29 protein-coding genes are annotated in these 23,292 nt (G+C 51.4%); 8 read left to right on the forward strand and 21 right to left on the reverse strand.

Features of this window, described 5'->3' with window-relative positions; genetic code table 11:
- Positions 1–70 precede the first annotated feature (70 nt).
- From EDM56_RS00950 to EDM56_RS00975, 6 genes are all read right to left on the reverse strand, one after another.
- The gene (locus tag EDM56_RS00950) at positions 71–658 is read right to left on the reverse strand and encodes a biotin transporter BioY (RefSeq protein ID WP_122916006.1); all 588 of its coding nucleotides are present in this window, start codon (positions 656–658) and stop codon (positions 71–73) included.
- A gap of 129 nt (positions 659–787) precedes the next feature.
- Positions 788–1,339 (reverse strand): hypothetical protein, encoded by a 552-nt coding sequence (locus EDM56_RS00955; RefSeq protein ID WP_122916248.1) that lies wholly within the window; start codon positions 1,337–1,339, stop codon positions 788–790.
- Positions 1,340–1,487: 148 nt separating this feature from the next.
- The gene (gene yhfH / locus EDM56_RS00960) at positions 1,488–1,634 is read right to left on the reverse strand and encodes a protein YhfH (RefSeq protein ID WP_122916007.1); all 147 of its coding nucleotides are present in this window, start codon (positions 1,632–1,634) and stop codon (positions 1,488–1,490) included.
- A gap of 180 nt (positions 1,635–1,814) precedes the next feature.
- Positions 1,815–2,666: an EamA family transporter gene (locus tag EDM56_RS00965; RefSeq protein ID WP_183192242.1), complete on the reverse strand. Its 852-nt coding sequence runs from the start codon at positions 2,664–2,666 to the stop codon at positions 1,815–1,817.
- A gap of 37 nt (positions 2,667–2,703) precedes the next feature.
- Positions 2,704–3,045, reverse strand: coding sequence for a hypothetical protein (locus EDM56_RS00970; RefSeq protein ID WP_122916009.1), 342 nt, complete (start codon positions 3,043–3,045; stop codon positions 2,704–2,706).
- 30 nt (positions 3,046–3,075) lie between these two features.
- A complete protein-coding gene (locus tag EDM56_RS00975) occupies positions 3,076–3,417 on the reverse strand; it encodes a hypothetical protein (protein ID WP_122916010.1) in 342 nt (113 codons plus the stop codon).
- A 143-nt stretch (positions 3,418–3,560) separates the two neighbouring features.
- Here EDM56_RS00975 and EDM56_RS00980 point away from each other — a divergent pair, with 143 nt between their 5' ends.
- Positions 3,561–4,487, forward strand: coding sequence for an RluA family pseudouridine synthase (locus EDM56_RS00980; protein ID WP_122916011.1), 927 nt, complete (start codon positions 3,561–3,563; stop codon positions 4,485–4,487).
- 54 nt (positions 4,488–4,541) lie between these two features.
- Here EDM56_RS00980 and EDM56_RS00985 read toward each other — a convergent pair whose 3' ends face one another.
- The 4 genes from EDM56_RS00985 to EDM56_RS01000 all read right to left on the reverse strand — a co-directional run bounded on the left by EDM56_RS00985 (position 4,542) and on the right by EDM56_RS01000 (position 6,545).
- A complete protein-coding gene (locus tag EDM56_RS00985) occupies positions 4,542–4,862 on the reverse strand; it encodes a hypothetical protein (protein WP_122916012.1) in 321 nt (106 codons plus the stop codon).
- Positions 4,849–5,181, reverse strand: coding sequence for a patatin-like phospholipase family protein (locus tag EDM56_RS00990; protein WP_122916013.1), 333 nt, complete (start codon positions 5,179–5,181; stop codon positions 4,849–4,851). The genes EDM56_RS00985 and EDM56_RS00990 overlap by 14 nt, the downstream gene beginning before the upstream one ends.
- Before the next feature lie 58 nt (positions 5,182–5,239).
- Positions 5,240–5,803, reverse strand: coding sequence for a DJ-1/PfpI family protein (locus EDM56_RS00995; protein WP_122916014.1), 564 nt, complete (start codon positions 5,801–5,803; stop codon positions 5,240–5,242).
- Between the two features lie 331 nt (positions 5,804–6,134).
- A complete protein-coding gene (locus EDM56_RS01000; RefSeq protein WP_122916015.1) occupies positions 6,135–6,545 on the reverse strand; it encodes a GNAT family acetyltransferase in 411 nt (136 codons plus the stop codon).
- 179 nt (positions 6,546–6,724) lie between these two features.
- Here EDM56_RS01000 and EDM56_RS01005 point away from each other — a divergent pair, with 179 nt between their 5' ends.
- Positions 6,725–7,390, forward strand: a complete 666-nt coding sequence (locus EDM56_RS01005; RefSeq protein WP_122916016.1) for a CPBP family intramembrane glutamic endopeptidase — start codon at positions 6,725–6,727, stop codon at positions 7,388–7,390.
- 42 nt (positions 7,391–7,432) lie between these two features.
- On the opposite strand, the gene EDM56_RS01010 is transcribed toward EDM56_RS01005, so the two are convergent.
- The gene (locus EDM56_RS01010) at positions 7,433–8,263 is read right to left on the reverse strand and encodes a 1,4-dihydroxy-6-naphtoate synthase (RefSeq protein ID WP_122916017.1); all 831 of its coding nucleotides are present in this window, start codon (positions 8,261–8,263) and stop codon (positions 7,433–7,435) included.
- Positions 8,263–8,895 carry a futalosine hydrolase gene (locus EDM56_RS01015; protein ID WP_122916018.1) on the reverse strand — a complete coding sequence of 211 codons (633 nt, stop codon included), beginning with the start codon at positions 8,893–8,895 and terminating at the stop codon, positions 8,263–8,265. The genes EDM56_RS01010 and EDM56_RS01015 overlap by 1 nt, the downstream gene beginning before the upstream one ends.
- A 262-nt stretch (positions 8,896–9,157) precedes the next feature.
- On the opposite strand from EDM56_RS01015, the gene EDM56_RS01020 reads away from it, so the two are divergent.
- A complete protein-coding gene (locus tag EDM56_RS01020; protein ID WP_122916019.1) occupies positions 9,158–9,580 on the forward strand; it encodes an NUDIX domain-containing protein in 423 nt (140 codons plus the stop codon).
- Positions 9,581–9,626: 46 nt separating this feature from the next.
- On the opposite strand, the gene EDM56_RS01025 is transcribed toward EDM56_RS01020, so the two are convergent.
- The 3 genes from EDM56_RS01025 to EDM56_RS01035 are packed head-to-tail and all read right to left on the reverse strand — an operon-like array spanning position 9,627 to position 10,763.
- The gene (locus EDM56_RS01025; protein WP_122916020.1) at positions 9,627–9,995 is read right to left on the reverse strand and encodes a VOC family protein; all 369 of its coding nucleotides are present in this window, start codon (positions 9,993–9,995) and stop codon (positions 9,627–9,629) included.
- A 35-nt stretch (positions 9,996–10,030) separates the two neighbouring features.
- Entirely contained in the window at positions 10,031–10,348 is a 318-nt protein-coding gene (locus EDM56_RS01030; protein WP_122916021.1) for an ArsR/SmtB family transcription factor, read from the reverse strand.
- Position 10,349: 1 nt separating this feature from the next.
- Positions 10,350–10,763, reverse strand: a complete 414-nt coding sequence (locus tag EDM56_RS01035; protein WP_122916022.1) for an SRPBCC family protein — start codon at positions 10,761–10,763, stop codon at positions 10,350–10,352.
- 166 nt (positions 10,764–10,929) lie between these two features.
- On the opposite strand from EDM56_RS01035, the gene EDM56_RS01040 reads away from it, so the two are divergent.
- Both EDM56_RS01040 and EDM56_RS01045 read left to right on the forward strand, forming a co-directional pair.
- Positions 10,930–14,253, forward strand: coding sequence for a DEAD/DEAH box helicase (locus EDM56_RS01040; RefSeq protein WP_122916023.1), 3,324 nt, complete (start codon positions 10,930–10,932; stop codon positions 14,251–14,253).
- 11 nt (positions 14,254–14,264) lie between these two features.
- A complete protein-coding gene (locus tag EDM56_RS01045) occupies positions 14,265–14,723 on the forward strand; it encodes a GNAT family N-acetyltransferase (protein ID WP_122916024.1) in 459 nt (152 codons plus the stop codon).
- Positions 14,724–14,750: 27 nt separating this feature from the next.
- Here the strand turns inward: EDM56_RS01045 and EDM56_RS01050 are convergent, their stop codons facing one another.
- The 3 genes from EDM56_RS01050 to EDM56_RS01065 form a co-directional block, all read right to left on the reverse strand.
- Positions 14,751–15,824 (reverse strand): Ger(x)C family spore germination protein, encoded by a 1,074-nt coding sequence (locus tag EDM56_RS01050; RefSeq protein ID WP_122916025.1) that lies wholly within the window; start codon positions 15,822–15,824, stop codon positions 14,751–14,753.
- 236 nt (positions 15,825–16,060) lie between these two features.
- The gene (locus EDM56_RS01060) at positions 16,061–16,891 is read right to left on the reverse strand and encodes a GerAB/ArcD/ProY family transporter (protein ID WP_183192243.1); all 831 of its coding nucleotides are present in this window, start codon (positions 16,889–16,891) and stop codon (positions 16,061–16,063) included.
- Positions 16,884–18,227, reverse strand: a complete 1,344-nt coding sequence (locus tag EDM56_RS01065; RefSeq protein WP_122916028.1) for a spore germination protein — start codon at positions 18,225–18,227, stop codon at positions 16,884–16,886. Before EDM56_RS01065 ends, EDM56_RS01060 begins: the two co-directional genes overlap by 8 nt.
- 160 nt (positions 18,228–18,387) lie before the next feature.
- Here EDM56_RS01065 and EDM56_RS01070 point away from each other — a divergent pair, with 160 nt between their 5' ends.
- On the forward strand, positions 18,388–18,855 hold the full coding sequence (locus EDM56_RS01070; RefSeq protein ID WP_122916029.1) for a GNAT family N-acetyltransferase: 468 nt from the start codon (positions 18,388–18,390) through the stop codon (positions 18,853–18,855).
- 92 nt (positions 18,856–18,947) lie between these two features.
- Here the strand turns inward: EDM56_RS01070 and EDM56_RS01075 are convergent, their stop codons facing one another.
- From EDM56_RS01075 to EDM56_RS01085, 3 genes are all read right to left on the reverse strand, one after another.
- Entirely contained in the window at positions 18,948–20,348 is a 1,401-nt protein-coding gene (locus EDM56_RS01075; protein ID WP_183192244.1) for a glycosyltransferase family 4 protein, read from the reverse strand.
- 23 nt (positions 20,349–20,371) lie between these two features.
- A complete protein-coding gene (locus EDM56_RS01080; RefSeq protein ID WP_122916031.1) occupies positions 20,372–20,878 on the reverse strand; it encodes a PIG-L family deacetylase in 507 nt (168 codons plus the stop codon).
- A 180-nt stretch (positions 20,879–21,058) separates the two neighbouring features.
- Complete coding sequence (locus tag EDM56_RS01085; RefSeq protein WP_122916249.1) at positions 21,059–21,322, reverse strand: DUF3817 domain-containing protein; 264 nt, start codon at positions 21,320–21,322, stop codon at positions 21,059–21,061.
- 292 nt (positions 21,323–21,614) lie between these two features.
- On the opposite strand from EDM56_RS01085, the gene EDM56_RS01090 reads away from it, so the two are divergent.
- Together EDM56_RS01090 and EDM56_RS01095 are read left to right on the forward strand one after the other, a co-directional pair.
- A complete protein-coding gene (locus EDM56_RS01090; protein WP_122916032.1) occupies positions 21,615–21,947 on the forward strand; it encodes a DUF1904 family protein in 333 nt (110 codons plus the stop codon).
- Positions 21,948–22,069: 122 nt separating this feature from the next.
- The gene (locus tag EDM56_RS01095; RefSeq protein ID WP_122916033.1) at positions 22,070–23,290 is read left to right on the forward strand and encodes an amidohydrolase family protein; all 1,221 of its coding nucleotides are present in this window, start codon (positions 22,070–22,072) and stop codon (positions 23,288–23,290) included.
- Positions 23,291–23,292: the final 2 nt, after the last annotated feature.

Consider the following 23,292-nt stretch of genomic DNA (forward strand, 5'->3'; position numbering starts at 1 on the left):
TACATTCTTTAGAATCGTTTCTTTACATGGAAAAAGGAAGGCTCGCCCGAAGCAACCCTTCCCTGATCATTTATAATGTTTGCCCGCGCTGTTCGCTAAATCGGTCAGAAGGCGCAGCTACCTGTATCAGTGGGTAAGCATAGCGCAGACGCACCGCGATCACCGCTGCCACAGCTGCTTTCAACAAATCGCCTGGCAGGAAAATCATCGACTTGATGGCGACGGTGTAAAACGGAACGCCGGTCAATGCCGCTTGGTAAGCCATGCCGATCACGTAAACAACCACGATGCCGCCCAAAATATTAAACAAAATCACTTTCCACGTGCGCAGCGAATACCAGCTTTTTTCCACCATATATCCGATCAAATACGCAGCCAGCGGCCAGCTCAACACCCATCCCCCGCTTGCTGAAGCAAAAACGCCGATTCCTCCACGGCCCCCTGCCAACAGCGGAACGCCCACAGCGGCCAATGCCACAAAAGCAGCGACTGAAAGCCCACCGAGCCTCGCCCCAAGAAGAGCGCCTGCCAGCATAATCCCCAACGTCTGACCGGTAATCGGTACTTCATTAAACAAAGGAAACGATATTTTTACCAAGCCCAGTGCCGCTATAATCGCCATCATGAGTGCGGCCATCACCAAATTGCGTGTGCTCACAATCCATCACCCTACTCCTATTATGTAATGAGTGCCATTCATCAGCTTGCACTCTTAGGGTAAGGGAGAGAGAATGCTTTTGTCAACCGATTATATTTTTAGGTTAACAAAAAACAACGCTATTCTGGACTATAACAGTTCTTTCAGCTTTTTCATTGATAGAAAACAGTGATCCAGCAAATCACGCATATCCTGGATGTTTCCTTCATCAATCTTGCGGAGGAAATCCAGCGTAATCGTATCCTCAAACTGCTCAGGCGGCCACTGTCTTGACCCGCTATCGATGGGCGCCATGAGCTGCTGACTGATTTGCGGCCGGTTCCCCCAGATTTCGTTCAAAATCGCATCGATGGCTTCGGTTTCTCGCACGACTTCCCGCACGCGCATTTTGAATGTGATACAGATGGTACAGCCGATATGATCCGTCAGCGATTTTTCGAGCTGTTCGCTTGCGATGTCCGCCAATGACGTCTTGAGCTTCACGTAAGCCATGACTTTATCGGCCGGGTCGATCAGCACATCGTCGGCCAGGCAAAACTCAATTTGAAACGAGCGGTGAAATGCAGCCAAATCTGCCAGATCATTGCGTCCGGTCACGAAAATCACATTGTCGAAGTCGGCGTCGTATACGGCCCCCTCCAGCACCACCTTCAAATTGTCAAACACGGTCGGGTGAAACATTTCTTCTCCTCCATCCTCATTCGAAACACTACTTCCTATCATGCGCTTTTTTTCCGCCAAACGCAAAATGGAATCAGCATTCCTGAACACAACAAAACCACTCGCCTCCATTTGAGAGCAAGTGGTTTTTCATTCATTTGGCCCGATCTTATTTTGTATTTGCAATCACGTATTCCTTCTCTTGGCAAGTGAAGCACTCGTTCATGTACGCTTCCGCCTGCTCCATAATCACTTCACCACAAGCAGCGCAGCATTTCGGTTGTAAATTACGAAAGAATGTAGAAACAGGTGTCATAGTACAGTCCCTCCAGTTATCTTGTTGTTATGATTGTATTATAACAAGTATCATCCCGTAAATTCTTGTTGTAATACATTTACGGCCATTTTGCAGAAAATTCATCGATTTCCTTCAAATCGCTCGTTCTTTCTTTGTTTCTCACTGTATCGGACTATTTTTTACCTGTTCTACTACAATCTATCCCCACATCCCGATGCAAATAATGCCAACCGTGATGACCGCCGACATCATCACCCGCTTCAAGCCTTGCTGTTCTTTTAAAATATAAATGCCAAACAGCGTGCCGAAGACGGTCCCGATCTCACGCACCGGCGCGATGTGGGCGAGCGGTGCCATCTTCATGGCAAGAAGAAATAAGAGATACGATGTCGGTGACATGATCGCCCCCAGAATAATCGTCTTCTTGTTCACCTGCCACTCCCGGCGCAGCTCCTCCTTTGATTTCAGCGAAACCCAAGCAAATGCAACGACGAAGCCAAGATTGGAGATTTCCAGTACCGTCAGCGGCGATAAGTATTGCAGGGTGACTTTATCCCCCAATACGTAGCCAATTGTGCTCAAGCCAACCAGAAACGCGAACAGGATCGCTTTATACGACAAAGCGTCCATCTTCGATGTGCCCAACCCGCTGATGATCAACAGCCCGCCCGTCACACAGGCAAGCCCAACCCATCCGAATAGCGACAAGGATTCACCAAATAGCAAGATTCCGACAATCGGGACAAAAAAGGCGGACGTTCCCCGGATGATCGGATACACCTGGGACAAATCACCGAATTGGTAAGCTTTGGACATTAAATAGACATAGGCCAACTGAGAAAAAAAGGAGAGCAGCACGTAATACACGACTGGGGTTTGCAGCGCATTGGTGAACAGCTCCACGGCGACAAACGGAAACAGTGCAGCAACGGCAAGGACGTGGATGGACCAGAGAAACACCTGCTTGTTCAAGCTCCTTTTGGTGAAAAGGTTCCAGCAGGCGTGAATCACCCCTGAACAGATGACAAGCAGTGTTGCGATCGACGTCAAGAATACCACCTCATCAGGCGAATTTGGTTTTGCACACCTACATTATAGAGTGTGGCTGCGGATTATCCAACATAAAACAGGAAAATACATAGAAAAACAACAATGTAGTTTGAATTTGTGGAGGTTCGGGGATTTTCAAAAAAAAGCTCCGTGAAAAGCGGTGACGATGCCTGCTGGGGTCGGGAAAGACCGGCTCCGCACAAAAAGGGAAACCGCGACCCAAAGCCACACGCTGCGCGGCGGATGTATCTCCACGATGATATGTGTCGCGAAAGACGTTTCCCTTTTTCTGCTCCGCCTGGTAGGCATCGTCAAAGCTTTTCGCTCCGCTTTTTTCCGAAAATCCCTTGGCAGCATAGGATGATTGTGTTTTTCCCAAAACAAAAAAACAGCCCCGAAAGGCTGTTTTTTACACTGCTTCGTAGATGGCTTCGTAGCGCTTGCCGATCTCTTCATCGTTCAAGCCCATCTCATGCAGTCGCTTCATCATGGCGCTGATCCAGATGTCGGTGCGCTCCACGATTTTTTTGTACTTTTTCATTTCCTTCACACGGCGCTTGGCACGGTCGTCAGCGTTGGACTTGAGGTTGTCCAAGATAAAGAGCATCTGCATGCTTTCTTCCTCGCCCAAACCTTCCCAGCCCTTGCCCAGGAAATCAATCACTTCTTTATAATATCCGTCGAACTCCTCAAACGAGATTTCAGTATCCATGTTGAGGTATTCCTTCATTTTGTCAAACAAAGCTTGCATCCTTGTAACACTCCCTCGCTTTTCTAGTGACATTATAGCAAAAAGAAATAGTCCGAGAAAGCGCCATCTACCCAAACCATGCGTTTTGCCAGCATTTCGCCTATAATAGAAGAAAATGAACGGTATAAAGGAGTTCTCATCAGATGAACAAACGCAACAGCCACACCCCCAAAAACACAGCAGAACCCAAGCAGTACACGGTCAAGGAGCCGGAGGAGCTGCTCCGTTTTTTATTGAACACGCTCTCGAATCTGGGGCGCAATTCCGTGAAAGCGATTTTGAGCCGCGGCCAAGTTGCTGTCAACGGCAAGGTTGAGACACGCTACAATTGTCAGCTTCACCCCGGGCAAATCGTCACGATTCGCCGGGAGAAGATCGTGGAAGCGCCGCCACTGATCGGCTTGAAAATTTTGCATGAGGATGACGATGTGATCGTCGTGCAAAAAGAAGCCGGGCTTCTCTCCATTTCTTCCGGCAAAGGGATAGAAAACGAGCTGACAGCCTACCGGCAGTTGATGGAGCATGTCCGGCAGGCCAATTCGAATAACCGGATTTTTATCGTGCACCGTTTGGACCGCGACACATCCGGCGTGATGATGTTTGCCAAAAGCGAGAAGATTCAGCAGGCATTGCAAAACAGCTGGAAAGACAGCGTACATGAACGGGTGTACGTCGCCTTGGTTGAAGGCGCTGTGAAAAAGGCGGAGGGAACGATTTCCTCCTGGCTGAAAGAAAGCGCCACGCTGAAAATGTATTCGAGTCGCCATCCGGGCGACGGTCAGCATGCGGTGACACACTACAAGGTGATTACCGCCGACCGCCATTTTTCGCTGCTGGAGGTCCGCCTCGAAACTGGCCGGAAAAATCAAATCCGCGTCCATATGCAAGACATCGGGCACCCGATCGTGGGTGACAAAAAATATGGCTCCAAAACAAAGCCAATCGGCCGAATGGGACTTCACGCGCGCGTCCTGTCCTTCGCACACCCGACGACCGGCAAGTTGATGCGCTTTGAGACCGACATTCCCAAATCGTTTTACCAGCCTTTCCGTAGCACGCCCGCGAAATAAAGACAAAGAGACGAAGCTGTTGCACGTGCAGCGCTCGTCTCTTTTTTATTTGGGCTAATATGCGGCCCCAGAGCGCCAGGCAAAGTACTGCATGGTCGCATCGAAGCCTTGTTTGTATAAATAGCGATACGTTTCATCGCCTGTTGTAACATCGAAATCTACCGACGATACGCCGTTTGTCTCAATTTGGATCGAGCGGGCGATGTCATCCGGATTGTGATGGAAGAGATCCTGTTGCACGTTCAAAATCGACTGGAACAAATTTTTGATATAGTCATGCAGACTGTTGATCTCGCTGCACGGCGGGCGACTGATGAATCGGGCTCCGAGAGTTTCAAAACGAATGCCGTATTGGCGGGAATCACTGCGATTCATCCAATCGATAGACCGAATCCAAATCGCCGATGATGCTGTCAAGCTGGCTTTTAGCCGCATCCGGTAAGTTCGCCAATGCAGGATGCGAAGTCTGCTGCGGAATTTGCTGATAATCAAGCGTATTCGCAATGGCAACGATTTCGGGAAACGGGAGGTTAAAGCTGGTGATGCAGGCGGTAATCGCTCCAGCCGAGGTGCCTGCCACGCGCCGTAGCTGCTGGGCAATCCCCAATTGGTACAGCGCATCGAGGACACCTAAATACGCGATGCCCAGCACGCCCCCGCCTTCAAAAACCAAGTTGTTGATTTTGGCGCACATTGTCTCACCCCACCTATGTATCCACGCTCTTTCATATATGCGGGACACCAGCGGATGGTTACACGCGCCAAAATTGCAGAAAAGCGTCAAGTGTCTGCTCATCATAGATGGCAAGCCGCTTGACGATCGCATGGGCGAATTCGATCGGGTATCTACCGCTCGCGGTGATCAGCCCTTCTGTGAAGACAGCCGGTACCTCCTCATACAGCGCCTCCCCATTGTAGCCAGGTGCCCCCTCCTGCAAATACGCGAGCCCGTTGCTCGTATGCTTGCGTTCATCGAGCACCCCATGGCGCGCAAGAAACAGCGTCGCCCCGCAAATCGCAGCGACCGGAATGCCTTTTTGAAGCAGGCGATTTACGAGGGCAAGAATCGGCTCGGGATCATTCGTTTCCCACATCGAGCCGCCAGGTAAAATCAACATCGACACTTCGTCTTCGTAGATATCCGCGATCGTTTTATCCGGAATTACGCGCAAGCCGCCGCCCGTCACAATCGTTTCAGCGGACATTGAAAACGTGTGCAGCTTCTTCCCGTTCGCCGTTTTCAAATCATACGTCACCAAACCGATCTCCCAGTCCGCCAAGCAATCGAACACGAATACATGCACAGCCTTTTCCATCGTGCCTCTCTCCCCTTTCTTTTCTGTAAAAAAATAAATTCCCCGTCCGAAAAGGGACGAGGAATCTCAAACAGGCTTGCTCTCTTTTGCAAACGATAACGGGCTTTGCCGTTTCACTCTACTAGGCGTGCCGCCGTTCAAGCGACGACTCGGGAGTGAATTTCGCTACGCATGCCTTCAATATGCTTGCAGTCGGCGGCATATTGTCCCTGAAAAGGCTGAGAGCAGTTACTTGTCTCCGTCATTGTCTTTGGATTTGGTTAATGTAAATTATACCCAGTTGTCTGTTATTTGTAAATCATTCATCCGCATACTGCATGTGTTTAGCCGGTTACCGAATCCATTTTTCCATAAAAATCAGATCGTCTGACGCGAATCCGTTTTTTTCGTAAAAGCCTTGTACCGCCTCATTGTCCCGCTCGATGAGCAGATTCACCTTTTCGCAGCCAATCGATTTGAAGCGCTTCTCCAGCTCAGCCATGATGATTTTTCCGAGCTGATTCCCCTGATAGGAAGGGTCGACAGCCAAATGGTTGACCCAGCCTCTCCGGCCGTCATAGCTGCCCATTACGGCGCCGACGATCTGCTCTTCGTGAATTGCGACGAGGAACAATTCCGGATCTCGTTCCAGTTTGTGGCGAAGCCTTTCGACCGAATCCGATTGGGAAACCTGGATACCCGCCCGCTGCCATAGCGCGATTACAGCGTCGTAATCGAAAAAGTGAAAAGTGCGTACAATCAAAAGAGATCCCTCCAGCTTCGTTCATTTATGAATAATTATACAACGAAATGAATATTCGGTGGGAGCTTTTCTGATTTCCGCTCTGCGGTACCAGCAAAAGTTGGTACTCCCCCAATCGCATCCGCCTCGATAAGATTGAGCTGATGTACATAAACAAGCCTTATGTGGGTGGGGATTGCATGACACTGATTGTTTTGTTGGCGGCGCCGACGCTGCTGATCTTTCTCGGTTTGCAAGTCATGAACAGCGTTCCGATCACGTTCTTGCTGTTCTACGGATGGCTTTTCGCCGTCCCATTTGTCGATTTGATGCTGGTGAAACGATTTACCTTTTCACAGACTCTGCGTCAGCTAGGTTTTGGACTCCAGCGAAAAAGCATCGTGGTCGGCTTGGTGTCCGGGGCTATTTACTTTCTCGCAATCCTTTTGGCAGGTTCGCTATTTCTTCCGCTCCTGTTCGAAAAAGCCGAGTTGGAGCGGCTGCTTGTCGAGTGGAAGTTTTCCGGGGAGCTGTTTTGGTGGCTGGTGTTGGTCCTGGTATTGGTGAACCCGTTTTTGGAGGAGCTGTACTGGCGGGGATATTTTTTTTACAAAGCAAATGGCCGTTTTGCACAAAAGAAGCTGATTTTACTTAGCTCCTTCTTTTACAGCCTGTATCATCTCCTCTCGGTGGTGCCGCTGTTCGCTTGGCCAACGCCTATCATCGTCATCATCGCGGTATTTGTGGCCGGTGTGAGCTGGGGGATACTGCGGGCCAAAACCGGCTCGCTGGCGGGCGCTGTCGCAAGCCACATCTTTGCTGACGCGGGGATCATTTTGCTGTATTTGCTCTATTTGCGAAGCTAAAAAAGGCGCGTGCATGCGCCTTTTTTTTTGTTTCAGCTTCGTTTACCGCAGAAGCGCCAAGTCCACTTGTGGCACGAGCCCTTCGTCTGCAGCACGGCTGAGCAGTGCGGTGATCGCCGCATAACCATCCTCACCGAGATCGGCGGTGAACTTGTTGACATACAGATCGATGTGCGCCTGCGCCACCTCCGGGGACAGCTCCTGCGCATGGCACATCACATAATCCCGCGATTCCTCTGGATGTGCCCAGGCGTATTCGACCGATGCGCGCGCCCATTTGGCGATCGCTTCGAGGTCAAGCGAGCGGCGGGCGATAATTGCCCCCAGCGGAATCGGTAACCCTGTGTCAGCCTCCCACCAGCTGCCCAAATCGGTCAGCATGGACAAGCCATAGTTTTGATACGTGAACCGCGCTTCGTGGATAACCAGACCAGCGTCGATTTTGCCGTCGCGTACGGCAGGCATGATTTCGTGGAACGGCATGACCACAATCTCGCCTACGCCGCCCGGAACATTTTGCGCTGCCCATAAGCGGAACAGCAAATAAGCAGTGGACCGTTCGCTCGGTACGGCCACGCGTTTGCCTGAAATTGCTGCCGGGTCTTGGCTTGCGCCATTTGTCAAAACGAGTGGGCCGCAGCCTCTACCGAGTGCTCCGCCACATGGAATGAGGGCATATTCCTGCAAAACCCACGGTAGCGCCGCATAGGAAATTTTGAGTACCTCCGGGCCTTGGCCGCTTGCCGCCAAACCGTTTGTGATATCGATATCCGCATACATCACATCCAGCTCAGGAGCGCCGGGAATCAATCCATGCGCCCAGGCATGGAAAACAAATGTGTCATTGGGGCAAGGGGAAAATGCGATTTTCATCATAACACCTCCGCTAATACTGTGCTGGCGGCTTCAAGTGCCTCCAGCGCTTCTTTGATGCGCCAAGCAGCCCGATCGCGCGGGCCAACCATGTTCGATACGGTGCGAATTTCCAAGACCGGCACGCCGGCCGCTTTGGCTGCAGTCGCTACGCCAAAGCCTTCCATCGCCTCTGCAGCCGCGCTCGGAATGCGGTTGACAAGCTCCGCTGCGGTTTCGGCTGTCCCTGTAACCGTCGACAGCGTGAGTACGGGTCCTGACGCCGTGGCTACGCCTGCTGCCCGCAACGCTTCTGTGACGCGTGTTGCCTTGGCTGCGTCTACCGCGATGCGCGCAGAGCCGAATCCTAGCTCATCAATGCTGCAAAAGCCGTCCGGCGTCTGTGCGCCCAGATCGGCCGCGATGATTTCGTTCGCTACAATCACTGATCCCATCTCCGCCTGACCCGCAAAGCCGCCCGCAATCCCGGCGCAGATGACCAGCTCATACGATTTGCCGGCAAGCGCCCGAGCTGTGCTCGCCGCAGCTGAAACCGGGCCGACGCCCCCGATCAATACCTCAAACCGTTTATCACCATTCAGGCCGCGCACCACCGCATCATGCTCTGGTCCGACAGACGTAACAATCAACATGCTCAGAATGCCCAGCTCCTTTCTTCGTGAAAATCGTGACGGCAGCCCCGTTTATGCAAAGCGGCTCGTCCTTTTTGGCAATGATGCCGCGCCGTTTTTTCGTAAAACGACTTTTCAATTCTGGTATACTTTCTTAAAGTTATCTCTATCCACTCTCCTTGTAAAGTTTTTCGACGTAAAACGATACGTAAAAGCTTACATATCTATTGCTGTAAATGAACGAGACTAGGAAGAAATTCGTGAAGATTGGACGTGACGTCGCATGGCAGAGCAATACCCACGCATCGGAGTCGGTGCGGTGATTCTCAATGAACGAAACGAAATCTTGCTTGTTTGGCGTAACCGCAATCCGGAAAAGGATACGTGGAGCATTCCCGGCGGCAAAGTGGACCTGTATGAGCAACTGGAAACGACCGTCGTCCGTGAAATCAAGGAAGAAGTGAATCTCGATGTGGAAATCGAGCAGCTCCTCTGCATGGCGGAAACGATCGACCCCGCGCTTGGCGAGCATTGGGTATCCTCCATCTACAAAGTGCGGATCATCGGCGGGGAAGCGCGCAATATGGAAGAAGGCGGCGCGATCGGCGATATGCGCTGGTTTGCGCTCGACCAGCTGCCGCCGAATTTGGCTTGCTTCACCGTACCAGCCGTGCGTGCGCTTAAGCAGCTTGAACTCGCCCGCTAATCAAAGAAAAATAGACCAAAACGCCGATGCGCTCTGGTCTATTTTTTTATTGCTTGAAGCAGTTAAGTACCCAGGTGATGTTGTTGTGGTCGATGAGCTGGCCGTGCAGCGCGCCGAAAAAGGTGTCCTGCAATGGAAACGTCACTTGCCCGTTCGCCCCCAGCTGCTCGAATACTCGTCTCGCTTCCTCCTCCGTCTCGCAAAGCAGGATGATTTTCACTTGATCCCCGCTTGTAAAAGGCTTTCCATAGCTTGCCGAAAAATGGATCAGCGTGCTGCCGATGTGCAGCTCAGCATGCATGATTTTACCCGCGTGCTCATTGAGCACCTTGATTTCGCCGCCGAGAATGCGTTGGTAATGCTCCACCGCCGCGCCGCAATCCTCCACGATCACAAATGGACTTGCACTTTTCATCTGGTCCGCCTCCCTGAACGTTTTCCTGTTCTCCCTTATTCTGATGGAAACAAGTTTTTTAGATTCATGATTTTTTCATCCCAAAACTGTTCGTAATGGTTCAGCCACTCTTTAACTTCCCGCAGCGCCTGTGGATTGAGCCTGTAAATCTTTTCGCGCCCGCTCTTCTCTTCCTTGATTAGATTGGCGCCTTTTAAAATGCGTAGATGCTTGGAAACGGCAGTCCGCGTCACCGGAAATCGGCCGGAAAGCTCTGTCACGTTCATCTGCTTCACCGACAAGAGCGATAAAATCGCACGGCGGGTCGGATCGGCTATGCCCTCGAACACATCATACTGTTTTGCCTGTTCCAACTCAGCTCGCCTCTACCTGCGCAGCAAGACGCGGGAAGCAATGGTGAACCCAGCCATGATCCAGCATGTCGCGAATCGCCTTCGTGCTTTCCGTCCAGCCTGAGTGAACGAGCGAAACATCGGTCTTGCCATCCTGCTCGGTAAGCTCGATCGTCACGAGCAGGTTGGTCAGTCCGCCGCCTTCCCATGTGAATGCGAGCAAGTTCGGCGCTTCGAGCTTGACCACCTCGCACTCGATCGTCCCGTCCCAATTTCCTCTCGGGGACGATTGCATGGTGAATCGCGCGCCCAGCTCTTGGACGAACGTATTGGGCATCAGCCAGGATACAAGTCCTGCCGATGTCGCAACCGTCTCCCATACCTGCTGGATCGGTGCATGCAATGTTACATGATGCTTAATGTCAGGAACCAACATGTTCTCAATCACTCCCGTTAAATATGTAACCTTTTGGTTTCCTTTATAATATGAAACGAATTGGTTTCATGTCAAGCTATCGCATTCAGTTTGCAGCAGATTCTGTTATGATAGACTGAACAGGTATATTTTCGTTTCGAAACTAATGAAAAGGAAGGATCAGTGAATGGGCTTTCAGTTGACATCGCGGATCATTATGCAGTTGTGCGGACGCCTTGCCTATGATCGGGGAGAGGCATATAACCGGGCGAAAAAAGTGATCTTCAGCACGTACGATGCGGACGCCTCCCTCTACGAAGCAACGGTCAGGGGTACTAGCAACTATCAGGTTAACATCCAGCTGGACCAGACCGGAGTCGAAGCGGAATGCACCTGCTCCTCCTTCGGTTCCTCCGACTATTACTGCAAACATATCGCAGCTGTGCTGCTCACCATACGCGATACGCAAAGCGGCAAAACTCCTATCCGCTCATTCGCTTCCATGCTTCATCCCGACAGCCAACCTTTGGCTGATGAAGGGTATTTGCAGCCGCGCTCGACTAACTCGCGGACAACGGGAATCCAAGCTGCCGATCGGCAGCTCACCAACCGCATCCTGGATTTGTTCCATGAAAAGCCGGTGCGTGCTAGCGTCGCCCGGCCCTTGTTCGATCCGCGGGCTGTTCTGGACTTGGAATTTACCTTGAAAGTGGCCACGATCGGGTTTGGCCAGCGCCGCTCATTGTTTGGCATCGAGCTCAAGCTCGGACCGAAACGGCTTTATGTCGTACAAAAGATCAGGGAATTTCTCGATCATGTGGCCCGCGGAGCCACCTATTTTTTCTCCAAAAACTTCACGTACGATCCCACAGCGCATTGTTTCCAGCGCGAAAATGATGCGGTGATACAGGCCTTGATCGGACTCTTTCAAAATGAGCAGGTGTATCGCGAAAGCATCGCGATGTACAGCAGCTACACTCGCAACGACAATGAGCGACGCATGCTGATTTCGCCCGCCTCCTGGGACGCTCTGTTCCCGCTTTTAACCCAAGCGCCAAATGTGAAGCTTGTGCAGGAGGAAGCCGTATATGATGGACTTCAGTTAACGACAGACCCGCTGCCGCTCCATTTTGATTTTGATCAATCCAGCCAATCAAGCTATCGACTAGACATCCAAGGGCTGGAGACGATCACCGTGCTGGAGCCGTACAACATCGTCCTGTGCAACGGGAAGGTAACCAAGCTCGCTCCCGAACCATGCAGACGGCTCGCCGAGATCAAGCAAACGCTTCATTCGCCCGGCAAGCAGCATTTATTGATCGCGCAGGAGCAGATGGAGCCTTTCATGGTTAAAGTCGTCCCCGGCTTGCTCTCGCTCGGCAGTGTCCATGTCGCACAAGCTGTCTCAGACCGGATTGAGCAGACGCCGCTTTCGGCCAAACTGTATCTCGATCGGATCAGGGACCGGCTGCTGGCGGGGCTTGAATTTCACTATGGCGACATCAAGATCAACCCGCTGGCTGCATCCAGTCAAAAGTCGGGAGCCGAGAGGATTTTAATCCGGGATGGTGAAAAAGAGCAGCGTATTTTGGAGCTGATGGACCAAAGCAATTTTACCAAGACCGAAGAAGGCTATTACCTAGAGGACGAAGAAGCGGAATACGACTTTTTGTACTACCGGCTGCCGGAGCTGAAAAAACTGCTCACTGTGTTCGCCACCACCGCCGTTAAGCTGCGCATGCATCCGGGCAATACGGTACCGAAAGTGACGGTGGATGTGAACGAAAGAACCAATTGGCTCGAGCTCGGATTTGAGTTGGACGGGATTCCGGAGAAGGAAATCCGGCTCGTCATACGCTCTCTTGAGGAAAAGCGGCGCTATTACCGTATGGCTGACGGCTCACTTTTGCCGTTGGAGAGCGCAGAATTTGGAGAGATCAGTCAGCTGATGAGCGACATGGGCGTAACAGCGATCGATCTAAAGACTGCGGGCATCCACATTCCCGTCGTACGCGGGCTCCATCTGCTCGACCGCGAACGGCAAGGAAACAGTGTCAAGCTGGGCAAATCGTTTCGCCGCCTGCTGGAAAACATGCGCAATCCCGACAATCTCGATTTTCGCGTGCCCGTGGAGCTGGATGGGGTGCTGCGCGACTATCAGAAGTATGGCTTCCAGTGGATGAAGACGCTTGCCCATTATCAGTTCGGCGGCATTTTGGCCGATGATATGGGGCTTGGCAAAACGCTGCAAAGCATTGCATTCATCGTTTCGATTTTGCCGGAAATCAGGGAGCGCGAAGAACCCGTTCTGATCGTCGCACCTGCCTCCCTGGTCTACAATTGGCAAAATGAGCTGAAGCGATTCGCACCGCAAATACGTTCGGTCATCGCGGACGGCACGAAAGCAGAGCGGACCCGATTAATCAAAGCGTACGCCGATGCGGATGTGGTGATCACGTCCTACCCGTTGCTGCGCAGAGACGTCGAGCAGTACGCCGCCCGATCGTTCCATACGCTCTTTTTGGATGAGGCGCAAGTCTTTAAAAACCACGCAACGCAGACTGCGCATGCGGTAAAAGAGCTCGTGGCACGACACCGCTTTGCCCTCACCGGCACACCGGTGGAAAACCGGCTGGAGGAGCTGTGGTCCATTTACGATGCGGTGTTTCCGGAGCTGTTCGACAATCGCAAGGCGTTCCACAACCTGACGCGTGATGCGGTCGCCAAGCGCATCCGCCCTTTTTTGCTGCGCCGCCTGAAAACGGACGTGCTGAAAGAGCTGCCAGACAAAATCGAGACGCTGCAAGCATCAGCGCTCCTGCCCGATCAGAAGAAGCTGTATGCGGCCTATTTAGCCAAGCTGCAACAGGAAACATTAAAGCATTTGAACGAGGACGGCTTCCAAAAAAGCCGGATTCGCATCCTTGCTGGCTTGACCCGGCTGCGCCAGCTTTGCTGCCATCCGGCCCTATTCGTCGAGGACTACACCGGAAGCTCCGCCAAATTCGAGCAGCTGTTTGAGATCATCGAGGAATGCCGCGCTGCGGGGAAACGCTTGCTCATCTTCTCCCAGTTCACCGACATGCTGCGCATGATCGGGCGCGAGCTAGGCTTTCAAGGCGTCCCGTTTTTCTATCTGGATGGACAGACCCCCGGCGCCGAACGGGTCGAGCTGTGCCGCCGTTACAACGAAGGCGAGCGCGAGCTGTTCCTCATCTCGCTCAAAGCTGGCGGAACGGGTCTCAACCTGACCGGTGCGGATACGGTGATCCTCTACGACCTTTGGTGGAATCCCGCCGTGGAGCAGCAAGCCGCAGACCGCGCCCACCGCATCGGCCAAAAGAACGTGGTGCAGATCATCCGCCTTGTCACGCAAGGCACGGTGGAGGATAAAATGTTCGAGCTTCAACAGAAAAAGAAAAACCTCATCGAAGAAGTGATCAAGCCCGGACAGGAGGAATTGTCAGCTTTAACAGAAGAGGACATCCGTGAAATTTTGATGATTGGATGAGGAGGAATATCATGATGATCCAAAAGGCGAGCCTGGAGCAAGCGAATGCTTTGACCGAACTAACCTTTCGCTCGAAAGCGCATTGGGGGTACAGCGACAGTTTCATGGAGGCGTGTCGGGAGGACCTGACGATTACGCCCGCCTATTTGTCCTCCGCTTGCGTGTATGTTGCAATGGATGGTGACGTAGCTGTGGGGTATTATGCGCTGGAGACGGATGAGCAGGACGAGCATGCGGCAACCCTCGGCTACCTCTTCGTCGATCCCCAGGCGATCGGCAAAGGGCACGGCCGCGCGCTGTGGTCGCATATGCGGACGATCGCGGACCAGCTGGGCATCCGCACCGTGACCATCCATAGCGATCCGTTCGCCGAGCCGTTTTATTTGGCGATGGGGGCGGTTCGCATCGGCGAAACCCCTTCCACCGCTATTCCCGGCCGAATGCTCCCGTTCATGCAATTCGTGCTTTAACCGGTTGACGAACGTGTGGAATATCGCTCATCGACCATTTTTCAGATAGCCAGCATTGCCGATCGTCACATTCAAATCGATCTCATGCCTTAGCTTCGGAAACCAATTCGTTTTCCACTGCTTTTGCACCGACTCTGACATCATGCCTCTGAAGGAATTCCCGGCTCCCAGCAGATCGGAGCGGCAGGCGATTAGCTTTGTGCTTAGCTCTGCGATCCTCCGATATATGATTTTTTCCAGCTCAGTCTTGAGCTCTTTGTTCGAGAGGGGGGGCCCCTTTTCTTCCAGGCCCAAAATCACGATATTGATCTTGCTCGTTAGTACGGGAACCTGTTGCTGCCATTGTGCATGATTGGTTATCGAGCTTTTGACAACCTGAACGGCGGCATGGCCCATCACTTCTATTGTCCCCCCGGTAAAAGTGCCTTGAAAAAGGTTGTACATCATCGTTTCGTCCTTGTTGATATGGGAAACCATCCGATCGCCCTTCATGACGGCTGAACCCTCCATCGTGAAAAAACCGCCTTTCTTCCCCATCGTCAGCAACGGAATGGCAATATCCTCCGTATGTTTATGCCAGGCCCGATACGTTTGCCATAAGGTCGCGCTGGAGATATTCGGAGTCCACCCGGCTTGCTTGCTGAACGTATCGAATGGAGCCGTTTCCGGTCTTTTTCTCGTATCAATCGCCTTGTTCAACTGTTCGAAATTCCCCCGCATAACGGCGATAAATGCTTTGGCAGAAATGTCATTGGAACGTATGGAGAAATTAAGCAGCTCCCCGATCCCCTTTTTGGCGAAGCTTTCGTGTAGCAAGAGCAATTTGACATGAATGAGGCTAATATCTTTCTCGGCGTTCGTTCGTATGAGGTCTACCGCTTTGCTGATGGTCGGAGCTTTTTCTTCGAAAGAATCCAGCCCTTTTCCGTTTGGAAGGGGGTAGTGCAAAATAATGTGATACTGTCCATCGTCCAACTTATTTACAGCCATTACGATCGGCAAATAGCGCTTGTTAATATCTTTGGTGTCCCAGCATCCTGCAAGCGGGAAAACGAGTATCAACAGCATCGCCCATCCTGCAAATCGACGTCCCAGGTTCAAGCAAGCTTCCTCCTTTGCGCCAATCCCAAGATGAGTACGATCGCAGGAACACCTGCTATACAATACATCCGTAATGGGATTTCCAAGAGCGTTAACCGTTCGATCCAAGCAAAATTCGGTATAAGCAAAGTGGCAACATAGTTAAACAGGCCAAAGCCAGCAATATAAATCTGAGTGCGCCAATAACCGCAAAACGTATGGACGATCGTCCCCACGACCCATAGCGCCATCGCTCCCTATGTAGTCGAAAAGATTGCCACAGAAATGATGTAAAAGATCGTAATGCGGTCGAACAGGAACCATTCCAGATCGACCGTATCCAAAGCCAACACAAACGGAAAGTGAAAGGTTACTGCTGCCTCCTTGCTGAATATGAGCAGCGGGATATACACGGCAAGCTGAAACAACAGCAGCAGTCCGATGAAAGTAAGAACACCGTGCCATTTCTTCGGAAACAGCTTCAAGTGGTAGGATTGCACCACGCCAAGAAACAAAAACGGAGAGATGGCGAACATACTCGCATAAAACCGGTGATCGGTTAAAAACTTGAACCGCCAATCCGTTATCGGCAGCGCGTTATGGAGATCAATGTAATTCACGGTGCTGAAAAACGAAAACAGGAGAACAGGGCTGAAGAGAACGAGAAAAACCATGCCGGAGCGAAGGATGGTAGGAAGGCCGCCCATCGCGCAAAAAATCGAAATCGCGATGAAGGACAAAAGCGCCCAAAGTGGCGTGATCGGGAGAAAAATCATCGTGACCATGGCCGATATATTTCGTGACATCAAGATGACATCGGTAAGCAAATAGAAAACAAACGGAATCAAAATGATGAAGGCAACCGATTTTCCGGTTGTTTGGATCAAGACCTCTGCCAGATCCTTTCCGGGAAAAAACGATAGCCCTTTCAAGTATACCCAGACCAATATCCACTCGAGAACAAACATGAATGTGACAGGAATCCAATAGGCATTCGTTTCCACACTGATCATTAGTTCTGGAAAAGCAAAGAAGATGACTGCCAAATGGACGCTGATAAAGGAAATAAGCAATGAGTACTTATTCAACCCGATCCCCTTCCCTCATCTTTAGTGTTAAATACGGGACGGAAAACGTTGTGACGGCGGCTAGGTAGCAGCAAAAAAATTGCAAGCCTCCAATCAATCCCAATACCCCGAAGATAGCGCTTGGCAGCAACAGCACATATTTAAACAAACGCACCATCAGCATATTTGTGAATCCGGATAACGTAAAATTGGCAATCGTGGTCGCGGCTAATGTTATGATCAGCAGGTTGCTTACCAGCTTGGCCTGAACAACCGCCTCCCCAAGGATGATCCCCCCAACCATCGTAATCGCAGGCCCGATGCTTTTGGGCAAACGAACACTCGCCTCAACAATCATCTCGAGGACAAATAGAAGAAGAATGATCTCGATGATCGCCGGATACGGAACCCCTTCCCGGCTTCTTGCGATCGCGAGCGCCAATTGGATTCGCAGCACTTCAGGATTAACTGAAACCAGCGCAACGTACAAACCTGGTGCAAGCGTTGACACAAGAAGCCCAACGATCCGGATGATCCGAATGGATGCCATAAACACAACCGGAAAATTATGGTCGGATTTGATTGACCATAAATCTGACACGATGGATGGGATCACGAGCGCAAAAGGGAAATGGTCCATGAATATGGCTACGCGCCCTTCCGATAAATACTCCACCGTATCAGCAGGTATTTCTGTTGATAATATCGTCGGGATCAGGTTCCATTTTTTTTGGCCAAGCGCCCGGCTTAGGTCCTGAACATGCCTGATGTTATTATTTTTATTTTTCCTCAAGCGGTCGAGGATGCTGTCGATAACCGCCTGACTTACTTTGTCTTTGCGATAGATCACCGCCAATTGGCGCGTGTTTGTCTCCCCTGTCGCCAATGACTCAACAACCAAATTGCGGCTGATTATTTTCGAGCGGATGATCCCGATGTTTGTATTGATGTTTTCTGTGAAAGCATCGAAGGACGACTGGACAACGTTTTCGTTAAGCGGGGTTTGAATGTCACGCGTTAGTGAGATCTGCAGCGGGTTCAAGACAACATTTCTGTCATCATGGAAAGAAGCGATCACCAATCTCCCTTTCAGCAAATAAACGATGATATCTGAATACGGAACCTGTGCCTGTCCGGCTGTCAATGCCGCCAATTGATCGAAGATGTCTTCATCCATGACCAAGCCCGATTCGATTTGCCTTACATATTCATTTGTCTTCGGGAAATCGACCAATGACTCGAGAAAGCAGAGGTACACTCTTGTTTGGCAAATCACAAATTCCTTTATGACCAAATCAGAGCTGTTCCCAAGCGAATCATTTAAACAGTTCGGGAAATTTTGAGGTACCGAGCCCATCACTCACTTCACCACCAATTATAAGGTGGCAGGTTTTGCTAACAATTATTCATTTGGGGATGCGGATTAAGCAGCCAGCGGAAGGAAAACACTCATTGCATCGCGAATGATTTGAAACGTTTTCCATCGAACTTGCCGCTATGGAATGGAGTGCATTTGATTGAATGTTTCCTTACGATCTGTAACTAGAGATAATTGGCTGGAAGCCATCCGTTTGCGCGTTTCGGAGGACCAGCGTGATTTCGTCCCAGCAGTCGCCGTATCGCTCGCCAAAGTGCACGTAAAGCCGGATGGCGATGATGTGGACTACCTGCCCTTTGCCATTTATGCCGGTAAAACCATGGTTGGATTCGTCATGCATGCCTATGTGGAAAGCACGACCACAATGTATTGGATCAACGGCTTTCTCATCGATGAATCCCAGCAGCAGAAAGGATACGGCAAAGCCGCATTAGCCGAAATGGTGTCTTATATCAAAAATCGGTTTGCCCAGTGTAAGGAAATCCGGTTGACCGTTCACCCCCACAACCATGCTGCCCAGAAGCTGTATCAAGGTTTCGGGTTCACGGATACCGGCGACGCGATGGATAGTGAGCTGGTGTACAAGCTCACCATTGACCGCGATTGATGAACATAGCAATAAAAGAGCCATGCTGAACGCAGCGTGGCTCTTTTGTCAATTTTTCGTATTCTGAAACATGCTGTCGATTTGGTTTTCGTTTACGTATCAGCGGTGAGGCGTTTGGCTATCTCCCAATCCGGAATGGCATAGCCGTCAGGCAGTGAAGCGATTGCGTATTTCCACTGCTGCACATCCTCCACCTTATCCGCGTAGCGCTTGGCAAAGAGCCGGGCGAACGGCTTGATCGGCTGATTGCCAAAAACCACTTCCTCACTTTCGCTGTCGGCTGCCCGCTTGGTTTGGTCAAAAGCATTGTAGTAAACGTCCATCGTTTGACCAAGCATTTTTTCGACCGGCCATTGCTTTCGTGCCCACCGACGCGCATTCGCCCCCAGCCGACGGGCAAGCTTCCGGTCATCGAGAAGACGCAGCAGGCTGGTCGATAGGGGAGCACTTTGCTCTGTTGGCACCACCATTCCCGTCTTCATATGCTGGACCACTTCACGCAACCCGCCTGTGTCTGTCACGATTACCGCCTTTCCCGAAAGCTGAGCCTCCATCGCCGCATACCCCAGTGTTTCCAGCATGCTTGGCAGAACGAAAATGTCTGCTTGTGCGAGAATGCTTGGTACATTTTCTTGGGAGCCCGCAAACACGACCTGTTCTTGCAGCCCCAAGCGATCCCGCATTTCCGTCAAGGTTCTTCGCAAGTAGCCGTCACCCACCAGCCAGCACACCCAGTCTTGACGTACTTTTTTCAGTTCCGCCAGCGCTTCGAGCAAATAACAATGCCCTTTTTCCGGAACGAGCCTCGCCACACAGACAATCGAGGTGATGCCTTCCTTCCGCTGCAGCGGCGAGGGAGCCTCCATCCGCGCTCGCAGCATTGCTGCATCGATGCCATGCGGAATGACCCTTATGTGATTTTTTTCAGGATGGTAATCCGACTGAATGATCGAGTGCAGCCAATTCGAAGGAACGATCAGGTTATCCGCTGCATTCACCGCCAGCGCTTCTTCAACAGCGACGTAGCGCCACCGCATCGTTCCGGGAGCCTTGTTCTGCGCCACAAACGTTTCCCTTGTATGAGAACAATGGAACGTGCTGATCAACGGGGTATTTGCCGGCTTTACCCGGCTGATCGCCCGTGTCGATTCAGCGTCCTGCGTATGGATAATGTCATATTGCTCTAGTCCGAAATAGGCAGCAGCCAACTCAAAGGAATAGCGAAAGGTCTCTCGGTTCAAGATCCATCTGTCCAGCTTGGGCCAACACTTCCGGTAATACTGCTCGACAATCGGCTTTACCACGCTGGAGAACGAGCGCGTCCGCACCGTTTGATCCGTACCAAGCAAATAATAGTGTTGGTTCCTTACATCGGCGCCCATTATTGCGACCGAATGCCCCTTCTTCTCCAGCGCTTGCCTCAATTCATGCACATACGTCCACAGCCCCCCGACATGGGGAAGACTGTAACAATATGCAATCAGCACCCTCATGCTCCTTCCTCCCCCAAAAGCCATCAATTCACCTTTTTCAGCGCTTCATACATGATCTCTTTTTTGTACATTTCGATGATGGAGCGCTGGCTCGGATACAGCATCAACAGATCCAGCTTTTTTTTCAGCAAAGTCAATGGCATTATTTTTTTCCCTTTTTTAAATACATGCAGGTTCTTTTTCACCAGCGAATGCATGATTTGCGATAGCGCGATATGCTGGGTGTGTCCGTATTCTCCCTTTTTGTTGTGCGTCACAATTTTTTTATAGGAATGCGAAGCCAATTCTTTTTTCAGCTTCTCCTTTAAGGCTTTCCGATCAAAATCGCCTTTCCATTGGTCAGGAAAGCTCCAAATTTCATAGGCGGCGCCCGCCCGTTTCATCACCTTTATAAATTCGCGCCGCCGTACCCGGTGATCGCCGTTCGTCACGCAAATGACCTTCCACCCAGGTTTTTTCAATAACTGTGCGCCGCCGAAAATCGCTTCATCGTCCGGGTGCGCAACGACCATTAACTTATTGCTCCTCATGCCCCCGCCCCCCAGCGAATTCAATACACCACTTTATGATATGTCTCGGCGCGGAATCAGGAATGGACGATCGCCCACTTTTTGCACACGGTAAAAAGGCGATCAGATTCCGATCGCCTTCTAAGGTCATTCATGCGATTAAAAAATACGTAGTTCCAATTGCTGCACCATTTCCTAAGACTATTCTTTGCGCAAGCGGGAATCAAGAATAAAGTTGCCGAACGGCACGAATGCGATCACGAACGTGAACAGTACGCGGCCGAATTTCCAGCCGTCCGCAATCGTGACATTGATGAGCGCGATCAAGTACAGAACAAAAAAGAGCCCGTGTAGGCCACCTGCTACCGTCACGACTTGCGGGAATCCCGCGAAGTATTTCAACGGCATGGCGATGAAAAGCAGAAACAGGTAAGAAAGACCTTCGATCAGTGCGATGAGACGCATGCGCGACAAGGCTGTTTTCAAAAGGGAAGCACCTCCACAAATTACGTAAAACTAAAATCGACGGCAGTCGATCAGGATTGTCCGCTTTGATTATAGTTGATTAAGCACATTAACATAATGGCAATAGTGCTTTGTTCATAATAATTTCAATTGTGTGTGAAAGTGATGGAACGAAATCGCGCTAAATGTGCCGCTCCCCTTGACGATTGCACGATTTTCGTTACACACGCTGCGAGGGAAGCTGACTTTTTTTGCTATAATGGAGCCATTCGACGAAAAGGAGACATGTCCCATGCCACATTTACTCGTTCGCGGTGTTAGCGTTGAACAAATGAAACAGATCAGCTCGCCGCTTGTTGAAGAATTAGCCGCTATTTGCCAGTGCGGCACCGATAATTTCACCATTGAAGTCTTGTCCACGACAGCCGTTTTCGCAGGGTCTGTCGTCGAATCGTTCCCGTTCATCGAGGTCGCTTGGTTCGAACGCGGACTCGAGACGCGCGACCGGTTCGCCCAAGCGCTGTCCAGACACGTTCGTGAGACCGGAGTGGCGGAAATCGAGGTCGCTTTCAAAACGTACCGCGAAGACAGCTACTATCTGAACGGCGAGCGCTGCTTTGAATAAAAGCAGCGTTCGTATAAAAAAGTAAAAATTTTTAAAAAACTAGTAAATCACCAGCAAAACGAATCGCTTCCGTCGCTCTATACTAGGAGATATACGCCCAATTTGGAAAGGATGAGTGACGGATGCATTCTCTGTACTGGCTCACAAACGTGCGATTGGACAGCGGCTTTGAAGAAGATGAAGATGGCGTGGTACACACGCGCTCTGAACTGTGCCACCTGAAAGTGGAAAACGGCAAAATCGAAGACATTCGCCCCGCCAGCCTGCCGCTTGACACTGATCTCCCTCGCTATGATGCGAAAGAACTTCTTGCACTCCCTTCCTTTGTAGAAAAGCACAACCATCTCGACAAAACATACATGGGCTATAAATGGAAATCGTGCAAGCCGGTGAACGGCCTGATCGAGCGGCTTAACTTTGAAGCCAAGGAATCGCTCGTCTTACTTGACAGTGTAAAAACCCGGGCGATGGCGATGCTGTCGTTGATCTCCGCCGCCGGCTCCACGCATATTCGCACGCATGTCAATATCGACCCACACGTCGGGCTGAAAAATTTGGAAGGGGTACGCGAGGCGCTGGAGGCGTTCAGCGACAAGCTGACCTATGAAATCGTCGCTTTTCCGCAGCACGGCCTCTTGCGCACACAGTCTGTTGCGCTGATGCGCCAGGCGATGAAGGAAGGCGCCACTTTGGTCGGTGGGCTTGATCCCGCAGGAGTGGACGAAAATATCGAGCACTCCCTTTCGCAAATGATGGAGATCGCGGTGGAAGCCGATGCCGATGTCGACATCCACCTGCACGACGGCTCGCTGCTCGGGCTGCATACGATGAAGCGACTCGCAGCCATGACCGAGGAAGCTGGCTGGCAAAACCGGATGGCGATCAGCCACGCATTCGCGCTCGGCGATGTGCCTGTCGAGCAAGCGAGCGAGATGATCGACCGCTTCGCCGAATTGGGCATCCAGATCATGTCGACCGTACCGATCAACAGAGCCATGCCGCCAATCCCGCTCCTGCATGAAAAAGACGTCATGGTCGCGCTTGGCTGTGATGGCTTCTATGACTCGTGGGCGCCCTATGGCGGCGGTGAGGTGCTCGACAAAGCGAATCGCCTGGCCGAACGCTGCCGCTGGATCGATGAGCGTTCGCTGACGGAAGCACTGACGTTCATCACAGGCGGCAAAACGACGCTGGACCGCAACGGAAACCGACTGTGGCCCCAGATCGGCGATGAGGCAAGCCTCGTCCTTGTGGAAGCGACTTGCTCAGCGGAAACCATCGCCCGCCGCTCAAAGCGAACAGCAGTCCTGTTCAAAGGAAAGCTCGCGCACGGGTCGCTCTAGCA

Origin of the sequence: Brevibacillus fluminis (genome assembly GCF_003710825.1) — a bacterium.
In the GTDB taxonomy this organism is placed as follows: domain Bacteria; phylum Bacillota; class Bacilli; order Brevibacillales; family Brevibacillaceae; genus Brevibacillus_D; species Brevibacillus_D fluminis.